This window comes from Streptomyces sp. NBC_01707 (assembly GCF_041438805.1).
GTDB lineage: Bacteria > Actinomycetota > Actinomycetes > Streptomycetales > Streptomycetaceae > Streptomyces.
The window spans coordinates 8,765,264-8,785,183 of record NZ_CP109190.1; the positions used below are offsets into that span (position 1 = coordinate 8,765,264).

The 19,920-nt window shown below is 71.2% G+C and carries 17 protein-coding genes; 11 read left to right on the top strand and 6 right to left on the bottom strand.

Annotated elements, in window-relative coordinates; all coding sequences use genetic code 11:
* The first annotated feature begins 1 nt into the window (after position 1).
* The 4 genes from OG963_RS39165 (at position 2) to OG963_RS39180 (ending at position 4,671) form a co-directional block, all read left to right on the top strand.
* Entirely contained in the window at positions 2 to 628 is a 627-nt protein-coding gene (locus OG963_RS39165; protein WP_319325552.1) for a GNAT family N-acetyltransferase, read from the top strand.
* A 159-nt stretch (positions 629 to 787) separates the two neighbouring features.
* Positions 788 to 1,651 carry an ABC transporter substrate-binding protein gene (locus OG963_RS39170; RefSeq protein ID WP_319325551.1) on the top strand — a complete coding sequence of 288 codons (864 nt, stop codon included), beginning with the start codon at positions 788 to 790 and terminating at the stop codon, positions 1,649 to 1,651.
* A gap of 84 nt (positions 1,652 to 1,735) precedes the next feature.
* The gene (locus OG963_RS39175; protein WP_362275883.1) at positions 1,736 to 2,620 is read left to right on the top strand and encodes a hypothetical protein; all 885 of its coding nucleotides are present in this window, start codon (positions 1,736 to 1,738) and stop codon (positions 2,618 to 2,620) included.
* 416 nt (positions 2,621 to 3,036) lie between these two features.
* Positions 3,037 to 4,671: a TauD/TfdA family dioxygenase gene (locus OG963_RS39180; RefSeq protein ID WP_371799957.1), complete on the top strand. Its 1,635-nt coding sequence runs from the start codon at positions 3,037 to 3,039 to the stop codon at positions 4,669 to 4,671.
* Positions 4,672 to 4,867: 196 nt separating this feature from the next.
* Here OG963_RS39180 and OG963_RS39185 read toward each other — a convergent pair whose 3' ends face one another.
* From OG963_RS39185 to OG963_RS39200, 4 genes are all read right to left on the bottom strand, one after another.
* Positions 4,868 to 5,719 (bottom strand): GntR family transcriptional regulator, encoded by an 852-nt coding sequence (locus tag OG963_RS39185; RefSeq protein WP_319325545.1) that lies wholly within the window; start codon positions 5,717 to 5,719, stop codon positions 4,868 to 4,870.
* Between the two features lie 157 nt (positions 5,720 to 5,876).
* Entirely contained in the window at positions 5,877 to 7,844 is a 1,968-nt protein-coding gene (locus OG963_RS39190; RefSeq protein WP_371799958.1) for a phosphocholine-specific phospholipase C, read from the bottom strand.
* Between the two features lie 30 nt (positions 7,845 to 7,874).
* Positions 7,875 to 9,644, bottom strand: a complete 1,770-nt coding sequence (locus OG963_RS39195) for a hypothetical protein (RefSeq protein ID WP_319325541.1) — start codon at positions 9,642 to 9,644, stop codon at positions 7,875 to 7,877.
* A 120-nt stretch (positions 9,645 to 9,764) separates the two neighbouring features.
* The gene (locus OG963_RS39200) at positions 9,765 to 10,010 is read right to left on the bottom strand and encodes a hypothetical protein (protein ID WP_319325539.1); all 246 of its coding nucleotides are present in this window, start codon (positions 10,008 to 10,010) and stop codon (positions 9,765 to 9,767) included.
* A gap of 92 nt (positions 10,011 to 10,102) precedes the next feature.
* Here OG963_RS39200 and OG963_RS39205 point away from each other — a divergent pair, with 92 nt between their 5' ends.
* Complete coding sequence (locus OG963_RS39205; RefSeq protein WP_319325537.1) at positions 10,103 to 11,758, top strand: phosphodiester glycosidase family protein; 1,656 nt, start codon at positions 10,103 to 10,105, stop codon at positions 11,756 to 11,758.
* Between the two features lie 215 nt (positions 11,759 to 11,973).
* Positions 11,974 to 12,237 (top strand): type B 50S ribosomal protein L31, encoded by a 264-nt coding sequence (locus OG963_RS39210; RefSeq protein ID WP_030920486.1) that lies wholly within the window; start codon positions 11,974 to 11,976, stop codon positions 12,235 to 12,237.
* Between the two features lie 302 nt (positions 12,238 to 12,539).
* On the opposite strand, the gene OG963_RS39215 is transcribed toward OG963_RS39210, so the two are convergent.
* Positions 12,540 to 12,749 (bottom strand): hypothetical protein, encoded by a 210-nt coding sequence (locus tag OG963_RS39215; RefSeq protein ID WP_371799959.1) that lies wholly within the window; start codon positions 12,747 to 12,749, stop codon positions 12,540 to 12,542.
* Between the two features lie 121 nt (positions 12,750 to 12,870).
* Here OG963_RS39215 and OG963_RS39220 point away from each other — a divergent pair, with 121 nt between their 5' ends.
* Positions 12,871 to 13,803, top strand: coding sequence for a carbohydrate kinase (locus tag OG963_RS39220; protein WP_319325534.1), 933 nt, complete (start codon positions 12,871 to 12,873; stop codon positions 13,801 to 13,803).
* A 103-nt stretch (positions 13,804 to 13,906) separates the two neighbouring features.
* On the opposite strand, the gene OG963_RS39225 is transcribed toward OG963_RS39220, so the two are convergent.
* Positions 13,907 to 15,220, bottom strand: coding sequence for a hypothetical protein (locus OG963_RS39225; RefSeq protein ID WP_319325531.1), 1,314 nt, complete (start codon positions 15,218 to 15,220; stop codon positions 13,907 to 13,909).
* A gap of 278 nt (positions 15,221 to 15,498) precedes the next feature.
* Here OG963_RS39225 and OG963_RS39230 point away from each other — a divergent pair, with 278 nt between their 5' ends.
* The 4 genes from OG963_RS39230 (at position 15,499) to OG963_RS39245 (ending at position 19,904) form a co-directional block, all read left to right on the top strand.
* A complete protein-coding gene (locus tag OG963_RS39230) occupies positions 15,499 to 16,584 on the top strand; it encodes a beta-ketoacyl-ACP synthase 3 (protein WP_371800352.1) in 1,086 nt (361 codons plus the stop codon).
* Positions 16,571 to 17,800, top strand: a complete 1,230-nt coding sequence (locus OG963_RS39235; RefSeq protein ID WP_319325529.1) for a beta-ketoacyl-[acyl-carrier-protein] synthase family protein — start codon at positions 16,571 to 16,573, stop codon at positions 17,798 to 17,800. The genes OG963_RS39230 and OG963_RS39235 overlap by 14 nt, the downstream gene beginning before the upstream one ends.
* Before the next feature lie 71 nt (positions 17,801 to 17,871).
* Entirely contained in the window at positions 17,872 to 19,731 is a 1,860-nt protein-coding gene (locus OG963_RS39240) for an acyl-CoA dehydrogenase (protein WP_371799960.1), read from the top strand.
* Positions 19,728 to 19,904: a hypothetical protein gene (locus tag OG963_RS39245; RefSeq protein WP_158715908.1), complete on the top strand. Its 177-nt coding sequence runs from the start codon at positions 19,728 to 19,730 to the stop codon at positions 19,902 to 19,904. The genes OG963_RS39240 and OG963_RS39245 overlap by 4 nt, the downstream gene beginning before the upstream one ends.
* Positions 19,905 to 19,920 lie beyond the last annotated feature (16 nt).

Genomic DNA, 19,920 nt, shown 5'->3' on the forward strand with positions numbered 1-19,920 from the left:
GATGACCAAGCCAGCCGGCCTACGGGCCTACCACCCCGACGACCGTGAGGCCCTCGCGGACATCTGCGTCCGGACGGCCGACAACGGCGGCGACTCCCGGCACCTGTATCCGGACCTCGACCTGATGCCCTCGATCTTCGCCGCCCCCTATGCGTACCTCGAACCCGATCTGACGTTCGTGGTCGACGACGGTACGGGCCGGGCGGTCGGTTACATCCTGGGGACCGCGGACACGCCGCAGTTCGTCGCCGCCTTCCGCAAGCAGTGGCTGCCGCTGGTCGAGGACCGCTTCCCGAAACTCGACGGCGCGCCGCGGACCCCCAGCGAGGAGATGATCGCCCTCCTGCACAACCCGGAACGGATGATCGTCCCCGAAGTGGCCGCCCACCCCGCCCACCTGCACATCGATCTGCTGCCCGCATGGCAGCGGAAGGGGTACGGCAGAGCGCTGATGCGGGCGTTCCTGGCCGCCCTGAGCGCCAAGGGTGTGGAAGCCGTGCATCTCTCCATGGTCACGGCGAACACTCCGGCCCGGGCCTTCTACGACCGCCTGGGCTTCGAGGAGATCGACGTACCGGACCCCGGACCGATCACCTACCTGGGGCGCAGCACCGCAGCGGACCTGTGAGGCGCAGCGCGCACACCGGCTGACCCCGTCGGTCCCACCCACGGCGGACGAGGCGCCGGGAACTCCGCTTGGCAGGGGTGTCGTGCCGGCGAGCTGGGCAGGTACTGGTGCATGAGCCCGGAACAGGGGCGAGGCAGCCGGTACAGAGGGGTGTGTGGCGTGAGGGAGCAGACCGTGTGGCAGTTCTCCGACGACCGTGGGCAGCTGTCGGCAGCCGAGCGACGGCCGTCGAAGGTACTCGCCTATGTCCAGGCCGGCGCCACCCTGTGGGACTACGGGATACATCCGTGGGGGATCTTCGGCTCCGGCCACGACGGTGACGAGCCCGACCGTGCGAAGACCGGCTTCCTGCCGCTGACCGAGGTCGAGTACCTCGGTGCGGGCGGCGTCCTCGACGTGGAGACCCTGTTACGAGGCGAGCCGGACCTCGTCGTGGCCGTCAGCTACGGGGGAGGACATGTCTACGGGCTCGCCCCCGAGACCGCCAAACACCTGGAGGAGCACGTTCCGGTCGTTGTCGTCGACGTGGGACAGGCACGCACCCTCGCCGACATCGGCAACCGGTTCGCCGAGCTGGCCCGCTCGCTCGGCGCCGAGGAGACTCCGACGACGGAGGACCTGGCGGCCGCCCGGGACCGGCTGCGCACCCTCACCGCCGGTCCGTCCCGGCCCCGGGTACTTGCCCTGTCACCGGCCGGGCAGGACCAGGCGCATCTCGCCCGTCCCCGCATGTGGCCTGAGCTGCGCGTGCTGACGGAGCTGGGCGTCGACGTCCTCGAACCGCCGACCGGGCCCGGTGCCAACTGGTCAACGGTCGGCTGGCCGGAGGTGACGGCTCTGCGGCCCGGGATCCTGCTCACCGACGTCCGGTCCAACGCCACACCTCTGGATCGGCTCCGGTCGGCGCCGGAGCAGGCGGCCGCAGTCGTGCCGTGGAATCCGGAACCGATCTGCAGCCCCCGGGCCCATGCGCGGTTCCTGACGCTCGTGGCGGACGCCGTCGAGGCGGCGCAGGGCAGTTAGCGCGCCGGAACCACTGCGCCGCCCGGTACGTCCGACCGGCAACCAGCAGGGGCTGAGGGGCGAGCACGCGGACAGGGGCGGGGCATGAACAGAGAAAGAGTGGGCGCAACGGTCGCCGGGGTCCTGGTGATCGCACTGTCGGCGGTGGCATGCGGCGAGGATGCCCCCGAGGACCTCGTGACCGAGGGGAACCGGCCGGCCGTGCCCTACAGCGGCCCGCTCCACCTGCCCCACCCGAACGTCGAAGGCGACACCCCGCAGGCGAGGATGACGGAATCGGGGGCCGCCGGCCGCGCTCTGGAGTGCGACGGGGAGATCTACTCCGGCGGCGGCAGCGAACCCTGGAGCAAGGGCGACGGCGGGGCGACGCCCGAGGAAGGGCTGAAGCTGCACTTCGAGATCGAGCAGCCCGATCTGCCCCGGTACGGATACCGCGTGGAACGCGAGGAAGCCGACCGGGTCCTGTACTCGTTCGACGTGGACCGCAGGACGAAGATCGCCGTCATCGTCGCCAAGGACCGCAAAGGACGCCCGGGCTGGGGCCCGGAGACCACCGCCATGTGCGACCCGGCCGAGCTGCCGTCGAGCTATACGGACAAGCAGCCGTACCGCGTCTGGACCGACAAGGACGGCCGCCGGGTACCCGTGTCCGAGGTGAGCAGTTCGGCGGGCTCGGCGCACTGCGACTGGCAGGACGCGGACTTCCTCGAATGGGGCGCGGGTTCAGGAGGCGAGGGCTCGGCCGACCGGAAGGTGTACGCGCGAGATCCGGAGGGCGTCCTCCCCTCGGGCATGCTCACGTCGGCGTACGACGGGGACGTGACGATGCCCGCCGGTGCCCGGTCCACGGGCTACCACCTGGACGACCGGGAACTGTGGCTGACGGACGACATGTCCAGGGTCTATGTCCGCACCTCGGACGGGGTGGAGGCGTGGCCCGCCGTGAAGCAGCACATGGGATGCCGATGACCGGTCCGGCGTACCGAGCTCTCATGACGGGGCCGAGGTCCGTCGTCGAGCGCCGGATCGGCGCAGTGCGGCGCCGGAGCCCTGTCCGGCGGATCACGTGACCATCCCCGGGGCGGGGGCGTCGTGTCCGCCACGGGGAGGGGAGATCCGACGAACGACGAGTGGGCTCGGCTGATGGCGCATCTCCCGAAGTTCGCTCGGCTGTGCGGTTGTGGGGCCGGCCACCGCAAGGTGATCAACAGGCTTCTGTGCCGGGAGCGGACCGGGGCGCGGCGCTCACCGATGCGCCGAGGTAGCGCCCGGGCCGGCTTTCCGACGGGGGTTGGCTCGGCGGACACCTTGCGATCATGTTCCGGTCGTATCCGCCTGTGACGGTCGAAAAAGTTGGCTATACAACTTTGACCCGAGGAGTGACCGTGCCGACCCTGCCCACCTTCCCGATCGACGACTTTCCGGTGATGTGGCTTCGCGACAACTGCCCGTGCGCAGACTGCCGCGATCCGCGCTCAGGACAGAAGCTGTTCCAGATCAGCGCGCTGCCCGCCGCGCTCCGGCTCGACACGGTGACCGACTCGGACGAGGCGGAGGGGCCTGCCGTCGAGGTGATATGGGCCCCCGACGGACACCGCTCGACCTACCCGCTGACCTGGCTGGAGGCCAACCGGCCCGGTGGGCCGGCGACCGGCGACCGGCGCACCGACGACCGAAAGGAACTGTGGAAGGCCGGCGACCTGACCGGACGGCTGCCGCAAGCGGGCTGGGACGAGTATCTGGGCGCGCCGGGTGTGCGGGCCCGCATGCTGGATTCCGTATTGCGGCTGGGTTTCATGCTGCTGAGCGGGGTACCGGAGCGCGAAGGACAGGTGCTCGACGTGGCGGAGACCTTCGGCCACGTCCGCGAGACCAACTACGGGAAGCTCTTCGACGTACGCGTCGAGCCCGACCCGAACAACCTCGCCTTCACATCGGCCCGCATCACGCCGCACACCGACAACCCGTACCGCGATCCCGTCCCGACGATCCAGTTGCTCCACTGCCTGGTCAACGACGCCGACGGCGGCGACTCGGGTCTCGTCGACGGCTTCGCCGCGGCCGCGCTGCTGCGGGAGGAGGATCCGGAGGCCTTCGACGTCCTCACCCGTACGCCCGTGCCGTTCGTCTTCCGTGATGCGGGAACCGAACTGCGAGCCGACCGTCCGCTCATCGGCACCGACCCCCTCGGCCGGGTGCGCGAGGTGCGGTTCAACAACCGTTCGATCGGCACGCTGCGGCTGCCCGCCGCCGAGGTGGAAGCGTTCTACGTGGCCTACCGCACGTTCGCGGAACTGCTGCTCCGCCCCGAGCTGCAACTGGATCTGCGGCTGTCGCCGGGCGACTGCCTGGTGTTCGACAACACCCGGCTGCTGCACGCCCGTACCGCCTTCGCCCAGGACGGAGCACGCCACCTCCAGGGCTGTTACGCCGATCTGGACGGTCTGGCGAGCACCTTGGCGGTGCTGCGGCGCGCGGACACCCTGGAGCCGCTGGCCCAGTTGTTCGCCGGACCGGGGTCGGCGGATTATCTGGGCGAGTCGGTCTCCATGGCCGAGCACATGCTCCAGGCCGGTGCGAGGGCGGAGGCCGACGGCGCCCCGCCGCACCTGGTGGCCGGGGCGCTGCTGCACGACGTCGGGCACTTCGCGGGCGCCGTGACCGGCCACGGGCTGATGTCCGGCACCGACAACCGGCACAGCCACTCGGGAGCCGACCTGCTGGCCCGCTGGTTCGGGCCCGCAGTCACCGAGCCGGTGCGCCTTCACGTGGCCGCCAAACGCTACCTGTGCGCTGTGGAACCCGGGTACCACAACCGGTTGTCGGAGGCGTCGCAGTACACGCTGCGCGTCCAGGGCGGCGTGATGACCCCGGCACAGGTGGCGCAGTTCGCCGCCCTGCCGGGCGCGGCCGACGCGGTCGCCATCCGTCGCTGGGACGATGAGGCGAAGGATCCGGACGCACCCACCCCCCCGTTCGAGCACTTCCTTCCGTTGCTGACCGCACTGCTGCGGGGTTGAGGGCTGTCCCGTAATCCCTGGTGGATCGGCGCGCGGCGTCGGATGCGGTGCGTCGCAAGGCGGAGGGGCGCCCTCGTACTGGACGTATTCGGCGTTCCGACAACGCGGCGAGGTGCCGTGGCTGTCGTCGTGCGCCCGCCAGGGATTACGGGGCAGCCCTCAGGCCACAGGCCACGGCCGCCGGTGCCGCGACGCGTCACGCAGCCGACGGTCCGTCGGTGCCGACCGGTACCGTGCGGGGGCTGTGCCGCCGACCCAAGGTCGAGGTGGCCACGGAGTTGTGCACCGTGAACGCGATGGTGCCGGGCAGGTAGCGGTCCTCGGACCACTCCACCGGCACTCCGGCCGGGTCGGTGGTGCGGCGCCTCTCGCGCAGCAGCACCTGCCCGACCGGGCAGTCCAGGAGCCGGGCGTCGTCCGCGTCGGCCCACGTGAGGTCGATGGTGTGGTCGGCGTCGGTGAAATGCACCCCTTGCTCGACGAGGGCTTCGGTGTGCGAGACGGTGTCAGGCGGCAGTTCGGCCACCAGGGCGCCCACCCTGGCCGGGTAGATCGACCGTTCGACCATGACCGGCTCACCGGACAAGGTCCGCAGGCGCAGCACCAGATACACCTCCGCCCCTGCCTCCAGGCCCAGTTGCTCGGCATCGAGGGGCTCGGCCGGCCGTCGGACGACGCGATCGACCCGGCCGCCCGGCGTCTCGCCGGTGGAGCGGGCCCAGTTGGTGAAGCTGAGCAGCTCCGAGAAACTCTGTGCCCGCGGGCCACCGAGCACAGTACGCCGCGTTCCGCGCCGCGAGGTGACCAGGCCGTCCGTGCGCAGCACGGCCAGCGCGTGCCGGACCGTACCCCGGGAGACGTTGTAACGCTCGGCGAGTGTTCCCTCCGGCGGCAGCTTCGCACCGGCGGCGTACTCGCCCGCGATGATCGCCTCGCGTAGTTCGGCGGCAACCCTGCGGTAGCGAAGATCTCTGTCCGGGGTGCCGTGCTCCTCCTGCACCTTGTCTCCTGGGCCGCTGCTGTGTCGTGAGGCCTTCTGGCCGAACATCACCAGACCCTACCGGCCGCGCCACCTGGCCGAGCTGCCAGGCGGCGCGGCCGCGTCCCGGTCCACCGCGGCCCCGGGCCAGGGGCGTGCCGCGAAGAGTGAGGGCCGGGGACGGGCCCGGGTCGGCAAGGCGGTCGTCACCTGGTCCCGCCCCGCCTCACACGGTGTGGACGGTTCCCGCGTAACGCTGGGCGAAGCGGGTTCCGGTGCCCGCGGTGACGGTGATGTCGTACCGCCCGTCGTCAGTGGGCCACGTCATCCGGGAGTGGCCGCCCGCATGGACCCAGACGGTCTGCTCCTTGCCGGCGAAGTCGTTCGGCGTGATCGTGAAGGCGACCTCGGTGCCGCCGTCGTTGCGCAGGTCCAGTTCGATCGAGGCATCCTTCGACCGCCCGGGGTGCCGTAGTGACGCCCGGACCGACGGAACTGCCACGTCGTCCTGTCCCTCGCGGAGGACGGTGCCCGAGAAACGGCGGACGAAGCCGTCGGCACCGTGCACGGACAGGTCGTAGCGGCCGTCGGTCGCCGTGGCGTCCCACACGTAGGTACGGGACGAGCGCGGTGGGACCGTGAACGGCGTGCCGACGAACGGCAGGGCGATGTTCGGCAGCACGGTGAAGTGGAAGCCGACGCTGCCCTCGTTGGTCATCGTGCAGGTGACCTTGCCGGTGGCCCGGTCGACCGACACATCGGCCCACGGCCGGTACGGCAACGCGCGATGCGGTCGCTCTCCCTTCTCCTGCGCGGGCATGGTCTGCTCGGTGGGCACCTTGACCGCGGGCAGGTTCTTGTTGGCATCGGCCTTGGCCATGAGGGCGACCGTGTCCGGCAGGACGGGGATGGTGTAGTCGGGCCGGGTGAAGTCGAAGCAGGTGGTGAGGTCACCGCAGACCGTGCGTCGCCACTCGGAGATGTTGGGCTCCTGCACACCGGTGACGCGTTCGAGGAAGCGCAGCACCGAGGTGTGGTCGAACACCTGGGAGTTGACCCAGCCGCCGCGCGACCACGGCGACACGGCCCACAGGGGTACCCGGCTGCCCAGGCCCAGTGCCTTGCCGCTCGCGAACTCGTCCTTCGTGCCCGGCTCGGGGAACGGCGGTATCACGTGGTCGAAGTACCCGTCGTTCTCGTCGTACATCAACAGGAAGACGGTGTGCTCCCACACATCCGGGTTGGCGAAGAGCGACTGCAGGGCTGTGTTCACCCAGTGCGCGCCGTAGTCGGGGCTGGCATCCGGGTGCTCGCAGAACAGGTAGGGCGCCACAAGCCAGGAGACCGTGGGCAGGGTGCCGTCCTTGCAGTGCTTGTCGAAGGCGGTCAGGTCGAACTTCGTCATCGCGTTGATGTAACGCGGGTCGTCCTTGGGGAAGGCGTGGAACTGCTTGAAGTACGACAGCGCGTTGTCGTCGTAGTCGCCGTACCGGTCGTCGGTGCCGTCCGGATTGTGGTAGACGCGCCAGCTGACGCCGGCCTCCTCCAGCCGCTCGGCGTAGGTCGTCCAGTCGGCCACCGGATTGCCCGTGACCACCGAGTTGTCGGTGAACGGGCCGGTGGTGCCGTCGGTGCCGGGTCCGGCGGTGCCGGACCAGAGGTAGAGGCGGTTGGGGTCGGTGGGACCGTTCAGCGAGCAGAAGTAGCCGTCGCAGACCGTGAAGGCATCGGCCAACGCGTACTGGTACGGGATGTCCTCGCGGTTGAAGTAGCCCATGGTCCGCTCGCCCTTGGCGGCGACCCACTTGTCCATGGCGCCGCTGTCGACGGCGGTGTGGCCGGTCTCCCAGTCGTGCGGCAGACCGCCCGCGTTCTGCGCGTTGTACTTGGTGGTGTCCATCCGGAAGGGAAACAGGTGGCCATCGGCGCGTCCGCGGTGCGGCTGACGGAAGACCGAGTCGCCGTCGGGGAAGGCGAGCGCCTGACGGTCGTCGACGCCTCGCACGCCGCTCAGCGTGCCGAAGTAGTGGTCGAAGCTGCGGTTCTCCTGCATCAGGACGACCACGTGCTTGACGTCCTTGATGCTTCCGTGCCGGTTGTGGTTCTCGGAGGCAATGGCCGTGCCGGGGAGTCCGGCCGCGGCCGCTCCGGCTGCTGCGGTGCCGATGAAGGCGCGGCGGCTGATCTCAGTCATAGGGAAAGGAAGTCCTTAGGATCGTTCGGGTCAGCCGCGGGCGGACAGGGAGAAGGTCACGACGGCCGAAGCGTGGTCGGAAGGCCAGCCGTTGAGGGCGGTGTGCGACACCGGCGTGGGCCACCCGGTGAAGAGGGTGTGCGCCTCGACCACCTTCAGCGGTCCCGCGCACTGGACTTGGTCGACCCGGTCCTGTGGTTCCGCGCTGCCGTCGTCGCGCCGCGGGCGCACGGGGGACCAGGTGTTGCCGGGTGCCTTCGCCGGGTTGGAGTTGTGGTCGCGGAAGGCGTCGGTCAGACCGGCCTTCTCCAGGGCCTCCGTGACGGGCCAGCGGACGCGGCCCACCCCTCCGTGCGCGGGGGACGTCCGGCTCGTCCAGTCGAGGTGGGACGGTGAGGCGAGGCCGGCCGCGAGCACGACGGGGACGTCGGAGGCGAGGTCCCGCCGCATCGCGGCCACCAGTGCCTGCACTTGCCGGTAGCGGAGCGTCTGCTTCTCCGCCGCCTCGACCTGCGCGGCGCTGCGGCCGGCCAGTACGGCGTACGGCCCGTAGCCGGCCTCGTCCAGTTGGGCCGTCCACAGCCGTACCGTGCGCCTGCCGGGCAGTCGCACGGTCGCGGCGGCGGCGGGCAGGGCTGCGGTGGGGGCGACGAGGTCGGTGAGAAGATGGCGGCTGACGATGCCGAGGCCGGCGCCGGCCTGGTACGCGTGCCAGCCGAGAGCCCGGGCGAGGTCTCGGGCGCCGGTGGCTCCGCTCTCCTGGAGCGCGACGAGGTCGAGGCCCTGGGTGAGCACCAGCCGTACTTGCTTCTCCAGGAATCCGTCGATGTGCGAGCCGGCGTCCCAGAGGTTCAGCGTGGCGACCTTGATCCGCAGGCGGTCCTTGGAGGAGCGCACCGGCACCTGGACGGTGATGGTGTCCCGGCCCGCGGCGCTGTCGGTGACGGATACCACCACGCGGCCGGGCGACTTGTACCGGAAGGACGGCGCCTTGCCGTTGATGGTGCCGTCAGCGGTCACCGAGAGCCACCTGTCCCCGGAGACGCGCTGGAACGAGGGGGTGCCGGCGGCGTTGCCCTCCGGCCGGATCCACAGGCCGCCCAGGCTGACCGAGAAGTCCGTGCCCGCTGTCTGCGGGGCGGTTGTGAGGGCGTCCACCACCGCATGCGGCCGCGGAATGACCGGGCGGGGGATGAAGGTGAACGGATCTGTCCGGGCCAGGATGTCGTACCCGTCCTTGGCCAGCAGATAAGCGGTGTAAGGGCCGCCGTTCAGGCCGGAGGTGTCGAGGGTGACGTCGCCGGAGGCAGCGGGCGTGTACTCCCAGACGAGGGAGCCGCCGTCGCCCGGCCGACGGTCACCGTCGTAGATGCCGACCCAATTCTGCGGGTGGGGTGTGCCGGTCGCCCAGCCGAAGGTGGCTCGGTCACCCTCGTACAGGGTGGCCGGCGCCTTGAGCACGAGCGAGTCGACGAGCGGCTCGCCGGTGAAGGTGAACGGATCTGTCCGGGCCAGGATGTCGTACCCGTCCTTGGCCAACAGGTAGGCCGTGTACGGTCCGTCGCTCAGACCGGAGGTGTCGAGGGTGGTGTTCCCGGAGGCGCCGGGGACGTATGCCCACACGAGCGAGCCGACGCCGCTGGACGGCTTGCGGTCGCCTTTGTAGACGCCGATCCAGTTGGTCGGGTCGGGGGCGTCCGTCGACCAGTTGAAGGTCAGTTTGTCGCCCCGTTGCGGGGGTGTGGTGGAGCTGATCGCGATGGCGTCACCGGATGCGGCGACACCTGGGAGGGGTGACACGGTTCTGGGTCCTCTCCGCCCGGGTACCGCCATGGCGGTACCCGGGTGAACCAAGTTGTCTAGATAACTTCGCTCCAGCAAGCCGTTCCACAGCGACGGGTACATGAACGACCGGTTGCCTCAGCCCGGTGGACAGACAGACATCTCGCTCGCCGCGGCAACGAGCAGGTCGAGCAGGTCACGGCGCCCGCCGGCGGCAGCGGGCTTCTCCCGTCCGTCGTGGGGCGCCTCCGGGGCCACCGCGTCCTCCCGCGCGAGCCTGTCGCTCTGCTCACGGTCGCCGAGGTGGAGGTCCCGCCGTGCGGCGTCCCCGGGCTGAAGCGCCGGGCGCTTGTCACCGAGGGTTTCCCCGGGTGTCCTCGGCACGTGGTGTGCGTGTCCTCGCATGGGTCTGGGATGTGGTTGGCGGCGCGTGAAAGGACGCGCGCCGCCGGAACACCAAGAACGTCAGGAGTGGTATGTCCGACATCGCCGATAAGTCGCGTCGCAGTGCGAGCCGGGTGAAGCAGGCCGCATGGCGAGGGGCCGCACTCGGGGCTGCCTTCACTTTGGCCGCTCTCGTCCCTCCTGCCGTCGCGAACGCGGGGGCCGCCGACTCGGGTCGGCCCGTCGCCTCCGGCTCCGGCTCCGGCGAAATCGCGTGGACGACAGCTGATGTGGCGCCCGGCGCCCAGGTCCGCACCGGAGTTCTTCGGAACTCCGGCGTCGCCGCGGTATGGACGGTCACGGTGCAGGCGCCTGCTGTCAACCGCCTGACGGGTGTGGCCACATGGGCCCCGCTCGGCGACAGGGCCTGGGCCGATTCCACCGCCGGGCGTCTACGCGAAGCCGGGTTCGAACCGCGCCTGGAACAGGTGCTGTGGGACGAGTACGCCGACACCCCGCGCGGCACGATGGGTTGGCAGGTCAGGGTCGGCCGGTATGCCAGCCAGGACCAGGCGGGCACCATGAACTCGGCCGTGTCGGCCGCCGGGTTCCGTACGTCCGTCGAATGGACCGGCTACGACGGCCGGCAGGCGGCCGACGCGGAGAACATTCACGTCGCCGTTCTGGACCCGGCGCGTCTTCACGGGACGATCGCGGTCAGCGACGGTGGCAACGTGGCCGACCGAGAGAAGACCTCGGCGGTGGCCGCCCGACTCGGCTCACTGATCGGCGTCAACGGTGGCTTCTTCATCACGTCGGACTCCGACGGTGTCCAGGGTACGGTGGCCGGCCTGTCCGCCGTGCACGGCAGGCTCGAGTCGATGGCGGTCGGTTCCCGTGCCGCGCTGATCCTGGGCGACGGGGGTCGGCGGCCGCGGATCGCCGACCTGTCCACCACGGTCACCGTACGGGCAGGAGCGGCAACGTACGGGGTGCAGGGAATCAACCGGGTGCCGGGCAAGGTCCGCAACTGCGGACGCCCCGGCGCCGCCCCCACCGACCAGCCCCGCCACGACACCACTTGTACCCTGGCGGACGACCTCGTGAAGTTCACCCCCGCGTTCCGCGCTCCGCTCCCCACGGGCCCGGGCGTCCAGACGGTCCTCGACAAGCACGGCATCGTGGTCTCCACAGGTGGCCGCGGTGGTGTCGCGCCGGAGCACGGCTCGGTCCTGCAGGGCACGGGGGCGGCCGGGAACTGGCTCATGGATCACGCACACGTCGGCAAGCGGCTGTCGTTGCGTGAGGTCGTCCGGGACTCCTCGGGGCGGCAGGTCAGGCTCGGCCCCGATGACAGCATCGTCAGTGCGGCTCCCACCCTCGTCGAGGACGGCCGCATCCACATCGATGCCGCCACCGAAGGCACGCTCGACCCGCAGGACCTCTCGTTCGGATTCGCCTGGTCCAACGTCCGCCAGCCCCGTACCCTGGCCGGCATCGACGGGCGGGGACGGCTGCTGCTGGTCACGGTGGACGGGCGGCAGCCGGGAGTGAGCGAGGGCTTCACGCTGGGCGAGGCCGCGCGCTTCATGCGGTCGCTGGGCGCGGTGCAGGCTCTCAACCTCGACGGAGGCGGGTCCTCCGCGATGGCGGTGAAGGGCTCCCTCGTCAACGTCACCTCGGACGCCACGGGTGAACGCGCCGTCGGCGACACGATTCAGGTCCTGCCGGGGCGTCGTAGCTCCTGACGCCGGGGGATCATCGGAGGCGGCGACCTGCCCGGCACCCGGGGCGTGCCCGGGCCGCCGCCCCCGGGCCCGGGCTCCGGTCAAGCCGCCTCCATGCCTGCGGCCCCGCAACGGGGTGATGCCTCGCGCCCCCGTACGGACCGTCTGCGATCGCGCCCACCGGCTTCGTTCGCGAGGCTGGGCTGAGCCGAGTCCGTACGTCCCCAGGAGCAGGCATGCAGCAGGACAAGCACCCTTCCTACCGTCCCGTCGTCTTCCGCGACCGCTCCGCGGGCTACGCCTTCCTCACCCGGTCCACCGCGTCCAGCGACCAGACCATCGACTGGGACGACGGCAACACCTACCCGGTCATCGATGTGGAGATCTCCGCCGAGAGCCACCCCTTCTTCACCGGCAAGGCCCGAGTCGTCGACACCGAGGGGCAGGTGGCGAAGTTCGAGCGGCGGTACGGGGAGGAAGGGAACAAGGACGCCTCCTGACGCATCACCGCGCCGCAGCCCCGCGTGGTGTCCGGACTCCGCCGACCGTCGCGCCGCCGTGCGCGGCCGGTCGTACGAACTTGAGGCAGAGACCGCCCTGCCGGGCACAGGAGCCGCGACCGAACTCGGCTTCCGGATCCGCACCGGGGGGCGAGCGGGGGTCGGCTACGACGCCGGCACCGGGTGCGCACCGCTGTCCCCCGACACGGTGAACAGCGCCTGCGGGTAAGCCTGTCATGGAGGCCTCCTCGGTCGAACTGTTCTGCCGCGACGGCCGGGTCACCATCAGCGGCCCGGACACCTCATCGGCGCTGCCCGGCATGAACCGCTGCGACGGCTGCGGCTTCGCCACCGACGGCAGCCGCGAGAGCCGCGTCGTGTTCGTGTGCCAGGAAGAGACCTGCTGGTCCGGCAACGCCGACACCAACGGTGCGCTCGACAGCGAGATCGTCACCGAGTGCCGAACTCCGCAGGACATCGCGGGTGTCAGTGCAGTCTTCGCCGACGGGCATGCGATGAAGCGTCGACCACTAACCGAGTCGCACCCTGACCTGGATGGATGCTGCCAGGCCTGCGGGGCGGAGGATGTCGACAGGACACCGTCGTTTGCGCACTCTAGGAGATCCCACCCTCATGCTCGACAGACTCGACCTGCTGGTCATCGGCGAATGCGTCGCCGACATCGTCCGGCTGCCGGGTGCGGCCGATCAGGTCCACCCGGGCGGCAGCCCGGCCAATGTCGCGTACGGTCTGGCCCGGCTCGGGCGTAACGCCACGCTGCTCACCCAGCTCGGCCCGGACGACAACGGGCGGCTGATCAGGGATCATCTGGCCACCGCCGGGGTCGAGGTCCGCACGGACGGCGCGACGACGCCCACCCCGTCCGCCGCCGTGACCCTGGACGGCGCCGGCCGGGCCGCGTACACCTTCGCGATCACCTGGACGCTGGACCCGGTCTCCCTGGACCGGCCGCCGCACCACGTGCACACGGGTTCCATCGCGGCGGTGATGAGCCCCGGCAACGCGACTGTCCTGGGCGCGGTCGAGTCACTGCGGGCGGGTGCGACGGTCAGCTACGACCCCAATGTGCGGCCCGAGTTGATGGGGGACCACGACGCGGCCGTGCGCGAGGTCGAGCGCTGTGTCGCACTCAGCGATGTGGTCAAGGCCAGTGACGAGGACCTGGAGTGGCTGTACCCGGGCCACGAGCCGGAACAGGTCGCCGAGCGGTGGCGCACCACCGGCCCGGCCCTCGTCCTCGTCACCCGAGGGGGTGACGGCGCGCTGGCCGTGTTCGCGGGCGGGCACGTGACGGTCGACGCCCTTCCCACCGACGTCGTCGACACGGTGGGTGCGGGCGACGCCTTCATGTCGGGCACGCTGCACGCTCTCGCCTCGCGAGGGCTGCTCGGCGCGGGGAGCCGGGAACGGCTGCGTTCCCTGGACCGGGACACCGTGACCGATGTCCTGCGCCACGCGGCGGCCTCGGCCGCCGTGACCGTCGCACGGGCGGGCGCCAACCCGCCGGACGAGGCGGAGTTGGAGGAGGCGCTCAGCCGCTTCTGAACAGGGTCCGGGCATGACGGTGCCACCGCCCCCCTCGCGGGAACGGTGGCACCGTCATGCCCTGCCCTCGGCGTGCGAGTGGGAGGCCCGCATCACCCGGTCGTCACCCGTGCGCCTCCCGGTGCGGCGGCGGGAGCAGATGCGGTGTGCTGTCGTCGTCGAGGAACTCCACGACCGCGAGGGCGAAGAGTGCCGCGATCGCGATCCATACGGTGACCATCGCCGTCGGCCGGTCCCACACGATCAGCACAACGGCGGCCACCACGACGACCGTCCAGTTCAGCGGGTCCTTCGCCCGGTGCACCCAGGCGCCGACCGGACCGCCGGTGATCCCGGCCGCGTCGCGTACGGCTCCGATGCCGCCGTTCCACATGGCCTTGACCCGGGTGGCGGCGCGACCCTCGCCGGAGAGCCAGGCGGCGAGAGCGACCACCACGCCCAGAGTGATCACCATCCGGACCCCGGCGCGGAGGTAGCCGACCAGCGCATCGAAAATCGAACCGGCCGCCGACTGCGACACCGGCGCCGGGAGGCTGTCCAGGTAGAACGCACGGAACACCCACAACGCCACGCCGAGCACCGCGGCGCCCACCGCGACCGCGAGGGCCGCGGTGACCAGCGCGCGGCGTCGGCGCACGGCGAGCAGCACCCCACCGGCGGCGAGCACGAGGGTCAGCAACGGCAGCCAGAAACCGACGATCTGCAGCAGCCGGAACCCCTTCTTGGCCTTGCCGATCGCATCGGACGTCAGCACGGTGAAGTCGGTGTGGATCTCGGGAATCTTCGCGGCGATCGTCAACCCGTGGTCGACCAGAAGCTGTTTCACCCGGTCGATCACCGGGGCGAGATCGATGACGACCGTGTCGTCGGTGAGCTTCACGGCCCCGCCTCCGCTGCCGGTCAGCGCCTTGACGGCCGCTGCGTGGGCGTCCCGGTTGAGGGCGACCCACACCCTCTCGAAGGCGTCGGAGGTCACGAACCTGTCCACCGTCCCGTGCACGAAGTTCGAGACGCCGGTGGTGATCGGGCCGCTGAGCCGCCCCAGCGCCTTGTCGACGACCGGCCGGTCCGCGGGGGCCACCTGTTCCAGGAGGGCGTGGATGTCCAGATGCGTCATCACGGCATCGGTGACGCGGTTCGACACGGCGGCCTGGACATCGGGATCGGAGGCCAGGGGCTTCACCATCGCCACATACCGGTCGGTGTCACCGATGTCGTTCTTGGCCCAGGCGGCGACGATGCCGAGTGGGGTGAGGACGGCCGCGACGAGGATCAGCAGCACAGCGAAGAACGAACGGATCCGGGGCCGGGACCGCGCCGGAGTTCGCGCCTCCAGTTGCGCCATCCGTGCGCGCAGCGCATCCAGCTCGGCACGGGAGGGGGAGGAATCCAAGTGATCGGGGTCCGGTGTTGCCATGACCCAAGGGGATGCCCTGCGCGTCCGTGCAGCGCGGCGAGTTGCTGCGAAAGGGTGAGCAGGGGGGCTCGCGGGGGTGCACGGTTCACGCCCCTGGGCCTCGCGCGCCCCCGTTCGGCCCAGTAAGCGCATCCTCGTGGGGGCGACTGCCGTTCGACACCCGGCAGGCGTGATCGATCACGGAATCGGAGCAGCGAGTGGCGAGGGGATACGTACTCGACGGCGGCGTGCAGCCGGATACGGAGCGGGAGACGGAACGGCTCAGGTCCGCCCGACCCTTGACCGTGCCCGGCCAGGGCCCCGGCCCGGCCCCCGTACGGACCGCGGTCCTGGAAGCCGTCGCGGGGTGGGTGCCGGGGGAGCCGGTGGGCAATGACGCGTTGCCCGCGGCGTGGGGCGTGGACGACGCGTGGGTACGCGCCCGCACCGGAATCGTCAGCCGGCACCGCGCCGGGGTGGGACTGGCCACCGGGGACATCGCCTTCGAAGCGGCCCGGAAACTGGTCGGCGACGGCGGTTCGACCGCCGCCGGGCCGGTGGACGCACTCGTGCTCGCGACCGCCACCCCGGACCATCCCTGCCCCGCCACGGCCCCCGCCCTCGCTGCCCGCCTCGGTCTGGGAACGGTCCCCGCATTCGACATCGGCGCCGCATGCAGCGGCTTCGTCTACGGGCTCGCCGTCTGCCGGGGACTTGTGGCCTCCGGTCTCCACGACCGGGTGCTGCTGGTGGGCGCAGATGTGTACTCGGCCTGGCTGGACCCGGCCGACCGGTCGGCGGGCGTGGTGTTCGGCGACGGGGCCGGGGCGGCAGTCGTGGGGGCCGGTCGGGCGGGGACCCCCGGAGAGCTGCTCGCCTTCGACCTGGGCAGCGACGGCACCGGGTACGACCTGATCACCGTGCCCGGGGGCGGTGCGCGGTCCCGCTCGACGCCGGCGCGGGCCGCCGAGGGCGACGAGTTCTTCCGTATGCAGGGACCTGCCGTGTACCAGCACGCCGTCGAGCGGATGACGGGATCCTGCCGGGCGCTGCTGGCCAAGGTGGGGTGGGACGCCGCCGATGTCGACCACTTCGTCCCGCACCAGGCCAACGCGCGGATTCTGCGGGCGGTGTCCGCCCGCCTCGGCATCGACGCGCGGCGGTGTGTCACGCACCTCGAACGGGTGGGGAACACAGGCGCCGCATCGATTCCGCTGGCGCTCGCCGACGCCGCCGCCGAGGGCCGGTTCCGAGCCGGCGACCAGATGCTGATCACCGCCTTCGGAGGCGGTCTGACCTGGGGATCCGCTGCTCTTCGCTGGCCGGGAACCCGTATGAACGACGCACGGTGCGTGACGGAGGGAACAGAACATGACGCAGGCTGACATGGGGGTCGCGGTGACGGGAGTGGGACTGGTGACCCCCGCCGGCGCCGATGAACACACCTTCTGGGAGGGCCTTTGCGCGGGGCGCTCCATGGCGCGGCGCTGCGACGACCTGGCAGGACTGCCGGTCGACTTCGCCTGCCCGGTCGACGGGATCGACCTGGACCTGGTGGTGGGCGGCCGATCGGTATGGCGGATGGGACGGTTCGTGAAACTGGCCCTGATCGCCGCCCGGCAGGCCGTCGCGGACGCCGGACTCTCCCCGGAGACCTGGGACGGATCCAGGGTCGGAGTGGTGGTCGGCGTCGGCGTCGGCGGCGTGTCCCTGCTCGTCGACAACGTGCGCAAACTGGACGACGCCGGACCGGAGGCGGTCTCTCCGCTACTGGTGCCGATGATGATTCCGAACGCGGCGGCAGGCGAGGTCGCGATCGAACTCCGCGCTCAGGGCCCCAGCCTCGCGCCCGCCACCGCCTGCGCCTCCGGGTCCACCGCGATCGCCGTCGCCCGTGACCTGCTGACCAGCGGCCGGTGCGACACCGTGGTGGCCGGCGGGGCGGAGTCCGTGCTGACACCCCTGGTGGTGGCGGCCTTCGCGAAGATGGGGGCGCTCTCCACCCGGACAAGCGATCCGGCGGGCGCGTCGCGGCCGTTCGCCGCGGACCGGGACGGGTTCGTCCTCGGCGAGGGCGCCGCCATGCTCGTACTGGAGCGGACCGCCGACGCCCGTGCCCGCGGCGGCCGGCTGCGTGCGCTGCTGACCGGCGCGGGTGCCAGTACGGACGCCCGCCACCCCACAGCTCCCGCACCCGACGGCCGCGGTGCGCAACAGGCGGTGGAGGCCGCGCTGTACGAGGCGGGCTGGACCCCCCGCGATGTCGACCACATCAACGCGCACGGGACGTCCACCCCGCTGAACGACGCGATGGAGACCGAACTCGTATCCCGGCTCTTCCCGCACCGTCCCTCCCTCACCGCCGCGAAGGGGGTGATCGGGCACACCCTCGCCGCTGCCGGTGCGATCGAGGCGGTGGCGACCGTACTGACGCTGGAACATGGCGTCGTTCCGCCGATCGCCAACCTGGACGCCCTGCCGGACGGGTGGGACCTCGACTGCGTGACCAAGGAGCCGCGCCGGCAGGACGTCCGACGGGCTGTCAGCCACTCCTTCGGTTTCGGCGGACACAACGTCGCGCTGGCCTTCGAGCGTGCCTGACCGGTTGTCCCGCCTGTGCGACGGACGGCGAGGGAGTGTGTCCTCGCCGTTCATTGATCGTTCTAGTACTCATGACCGCAACGATCGACAGCATCGCCACCGAGTCCACGGCGGACACCCTCAAAGGTGTGCTCTTCGGGAGCAACTTCCGCCAGGAGCACAGCTCCTGGCGTCGGCTGATCGCCACGGAACCGTTCCGCCGTCCCGCCGACCGCACACCCGACGCGCGCCTCTCCCTCGCGTACGAACGGCTGAAAATCCTCAACAGCACGCTCGACAGCGCCGCCGGAACGGCCACCGACCCGCGCGCCCTCGCCGCCCTGCACGAGTGGATCGGCCCGGTGGATCCGGCGCTCACCACCGTCGCGGGGATCCACTACAACCTCTTCCTCGGCAGCCTCCTCGACCATGACGCCGACACCCGTCGCGATCTTTCGGACTTCCTCCGACTGCGGCGCATCGGCACCTTCCTCTGTACGGAGGTGGCGCACGGCAATGATGCGGTGGCCGTCGAGACGACCGCGACGTACGACCGCGCACGTGACGGATTCGTCCTGCACACCCCGCACTCCGGGGCACAGAAGTTCATGCCCAATGCCAGCCCGGCCGGCGGCCCCAAGACCGGACTGGTCGCGGCACGCCTGCTGGCCGACGGCGCCGACCACGGGGTCTACCTCTTCCTGGTGCCCCTGACCGACGAGGTGCGGCCGCTGCCCGGGGTGCGGGTCCGCAGGCTCCCGGCACGCCTGGGCAGCCCGGTCGACCACTGTCTGACCTCCTTCGATCAGGTCTTCGTGGAACGCGAGGCGCTGCTCGGCGGCGAGCACGGACGGGTCGGCGACAACGGGGAGTTCAGCAGCGCCATGGGCAACCGCAGGCGTCGCTTCCTCACCTCGATCGGGCGCGTCACGATCGGCAAGATCTCCATGAGCGCCTGCGCTGTCGGCGCCGCGCGCGCGACGCTGGCCGTCGCGGTCCGCTACGGCGGCCACCGGTACATCTCCGGCCCGCGCGCCACGCAGCCGGTGCCGGTGATCGCCCACCGCAGCCACCACGGGCCACTGGCCGAGGCGACGGCCACCGTCTTCGCGATGAGCCTGCTGCACCGCAGAGTCCTCGACCGGTGGGAGGCACAGGCGGGTACGGCGACGGAGCGGGCCGAGGCGGAGCGGCTGGTCGCCGTCGCGAAGGGGTGGATCACCTGGCGGGCTCGTGCGGTCATCGTCGAGTGCCGTGAACGGTGCGGAGCGCAGGCGTTGTTGGAGCACAACGGCATGGCCGACCTCGTAGCCGGTGCGGAGGGCGTGATCACCGCCGAGGGGGACAACCTGGCCATCCACGCCAAGGCCGCCGCCGAGATGCTGTTCACCGCTCCGCAGACCTCACAGGACAGCGCGCCTGATGCCGAGCCCGGAGATCTCGCCGACCCCCGGTTCCTCGGGCGGTTGCACGCGCATGTCGAGGATCTCTGGTTCGCCCGGGCCCGGGCGCGGATGAGCGACGCCCGGAACGACGGTCCGCTGGACCGGTGGAACGCGGCGTCCGGGCCGGCGCTGCGCGGCGTCGAGGCCCACGCCCACCGGCAGGCGGCGGAGGCGTACGCGCACGCGGTCGCCGGCCTGCCCGAGGGGCCCGCACGTGACCGACTCGCTGAACTGCAGAGGCTGTTCGCCCTGCGTTGGGTGGACCGCAACAGCGGCGATCTGCTCGCGGCCGGTCGTCTGACCGTCGAGCAGGTCAACAGTCTGCCGGACGTCGTCGAGAGGCTCGTCGCAGATGTCGCCGCGCATCTGCCCATCCTGATCGAGTCCTTCGCGCTGCCGGAGGAGGTGCTCGCGGACTGGCCCATCGCAGGCGCCGACTACGCCGACGCGTACGACGACCCGGAGGCGGCGTGGCAGACCGCCGCCAAGACCGAGGGGGAGCGGTGACGGCCCCGCAGGAGCGGGCGACCGCCGGGCGGGCACGCCGGGTACGGGAGGCCGCGGCGGCCCTCGGTGTCCGGGCCGTGCTGCTGGCGTACTGGGGCACCACCTCCCTTCTCGCCCGGCGCCGTGCGAACGCGCGTACGGGCGTAGGCGAATCGGTTCGCCGCAAGGCGTAACTGGAGGAACGTCATC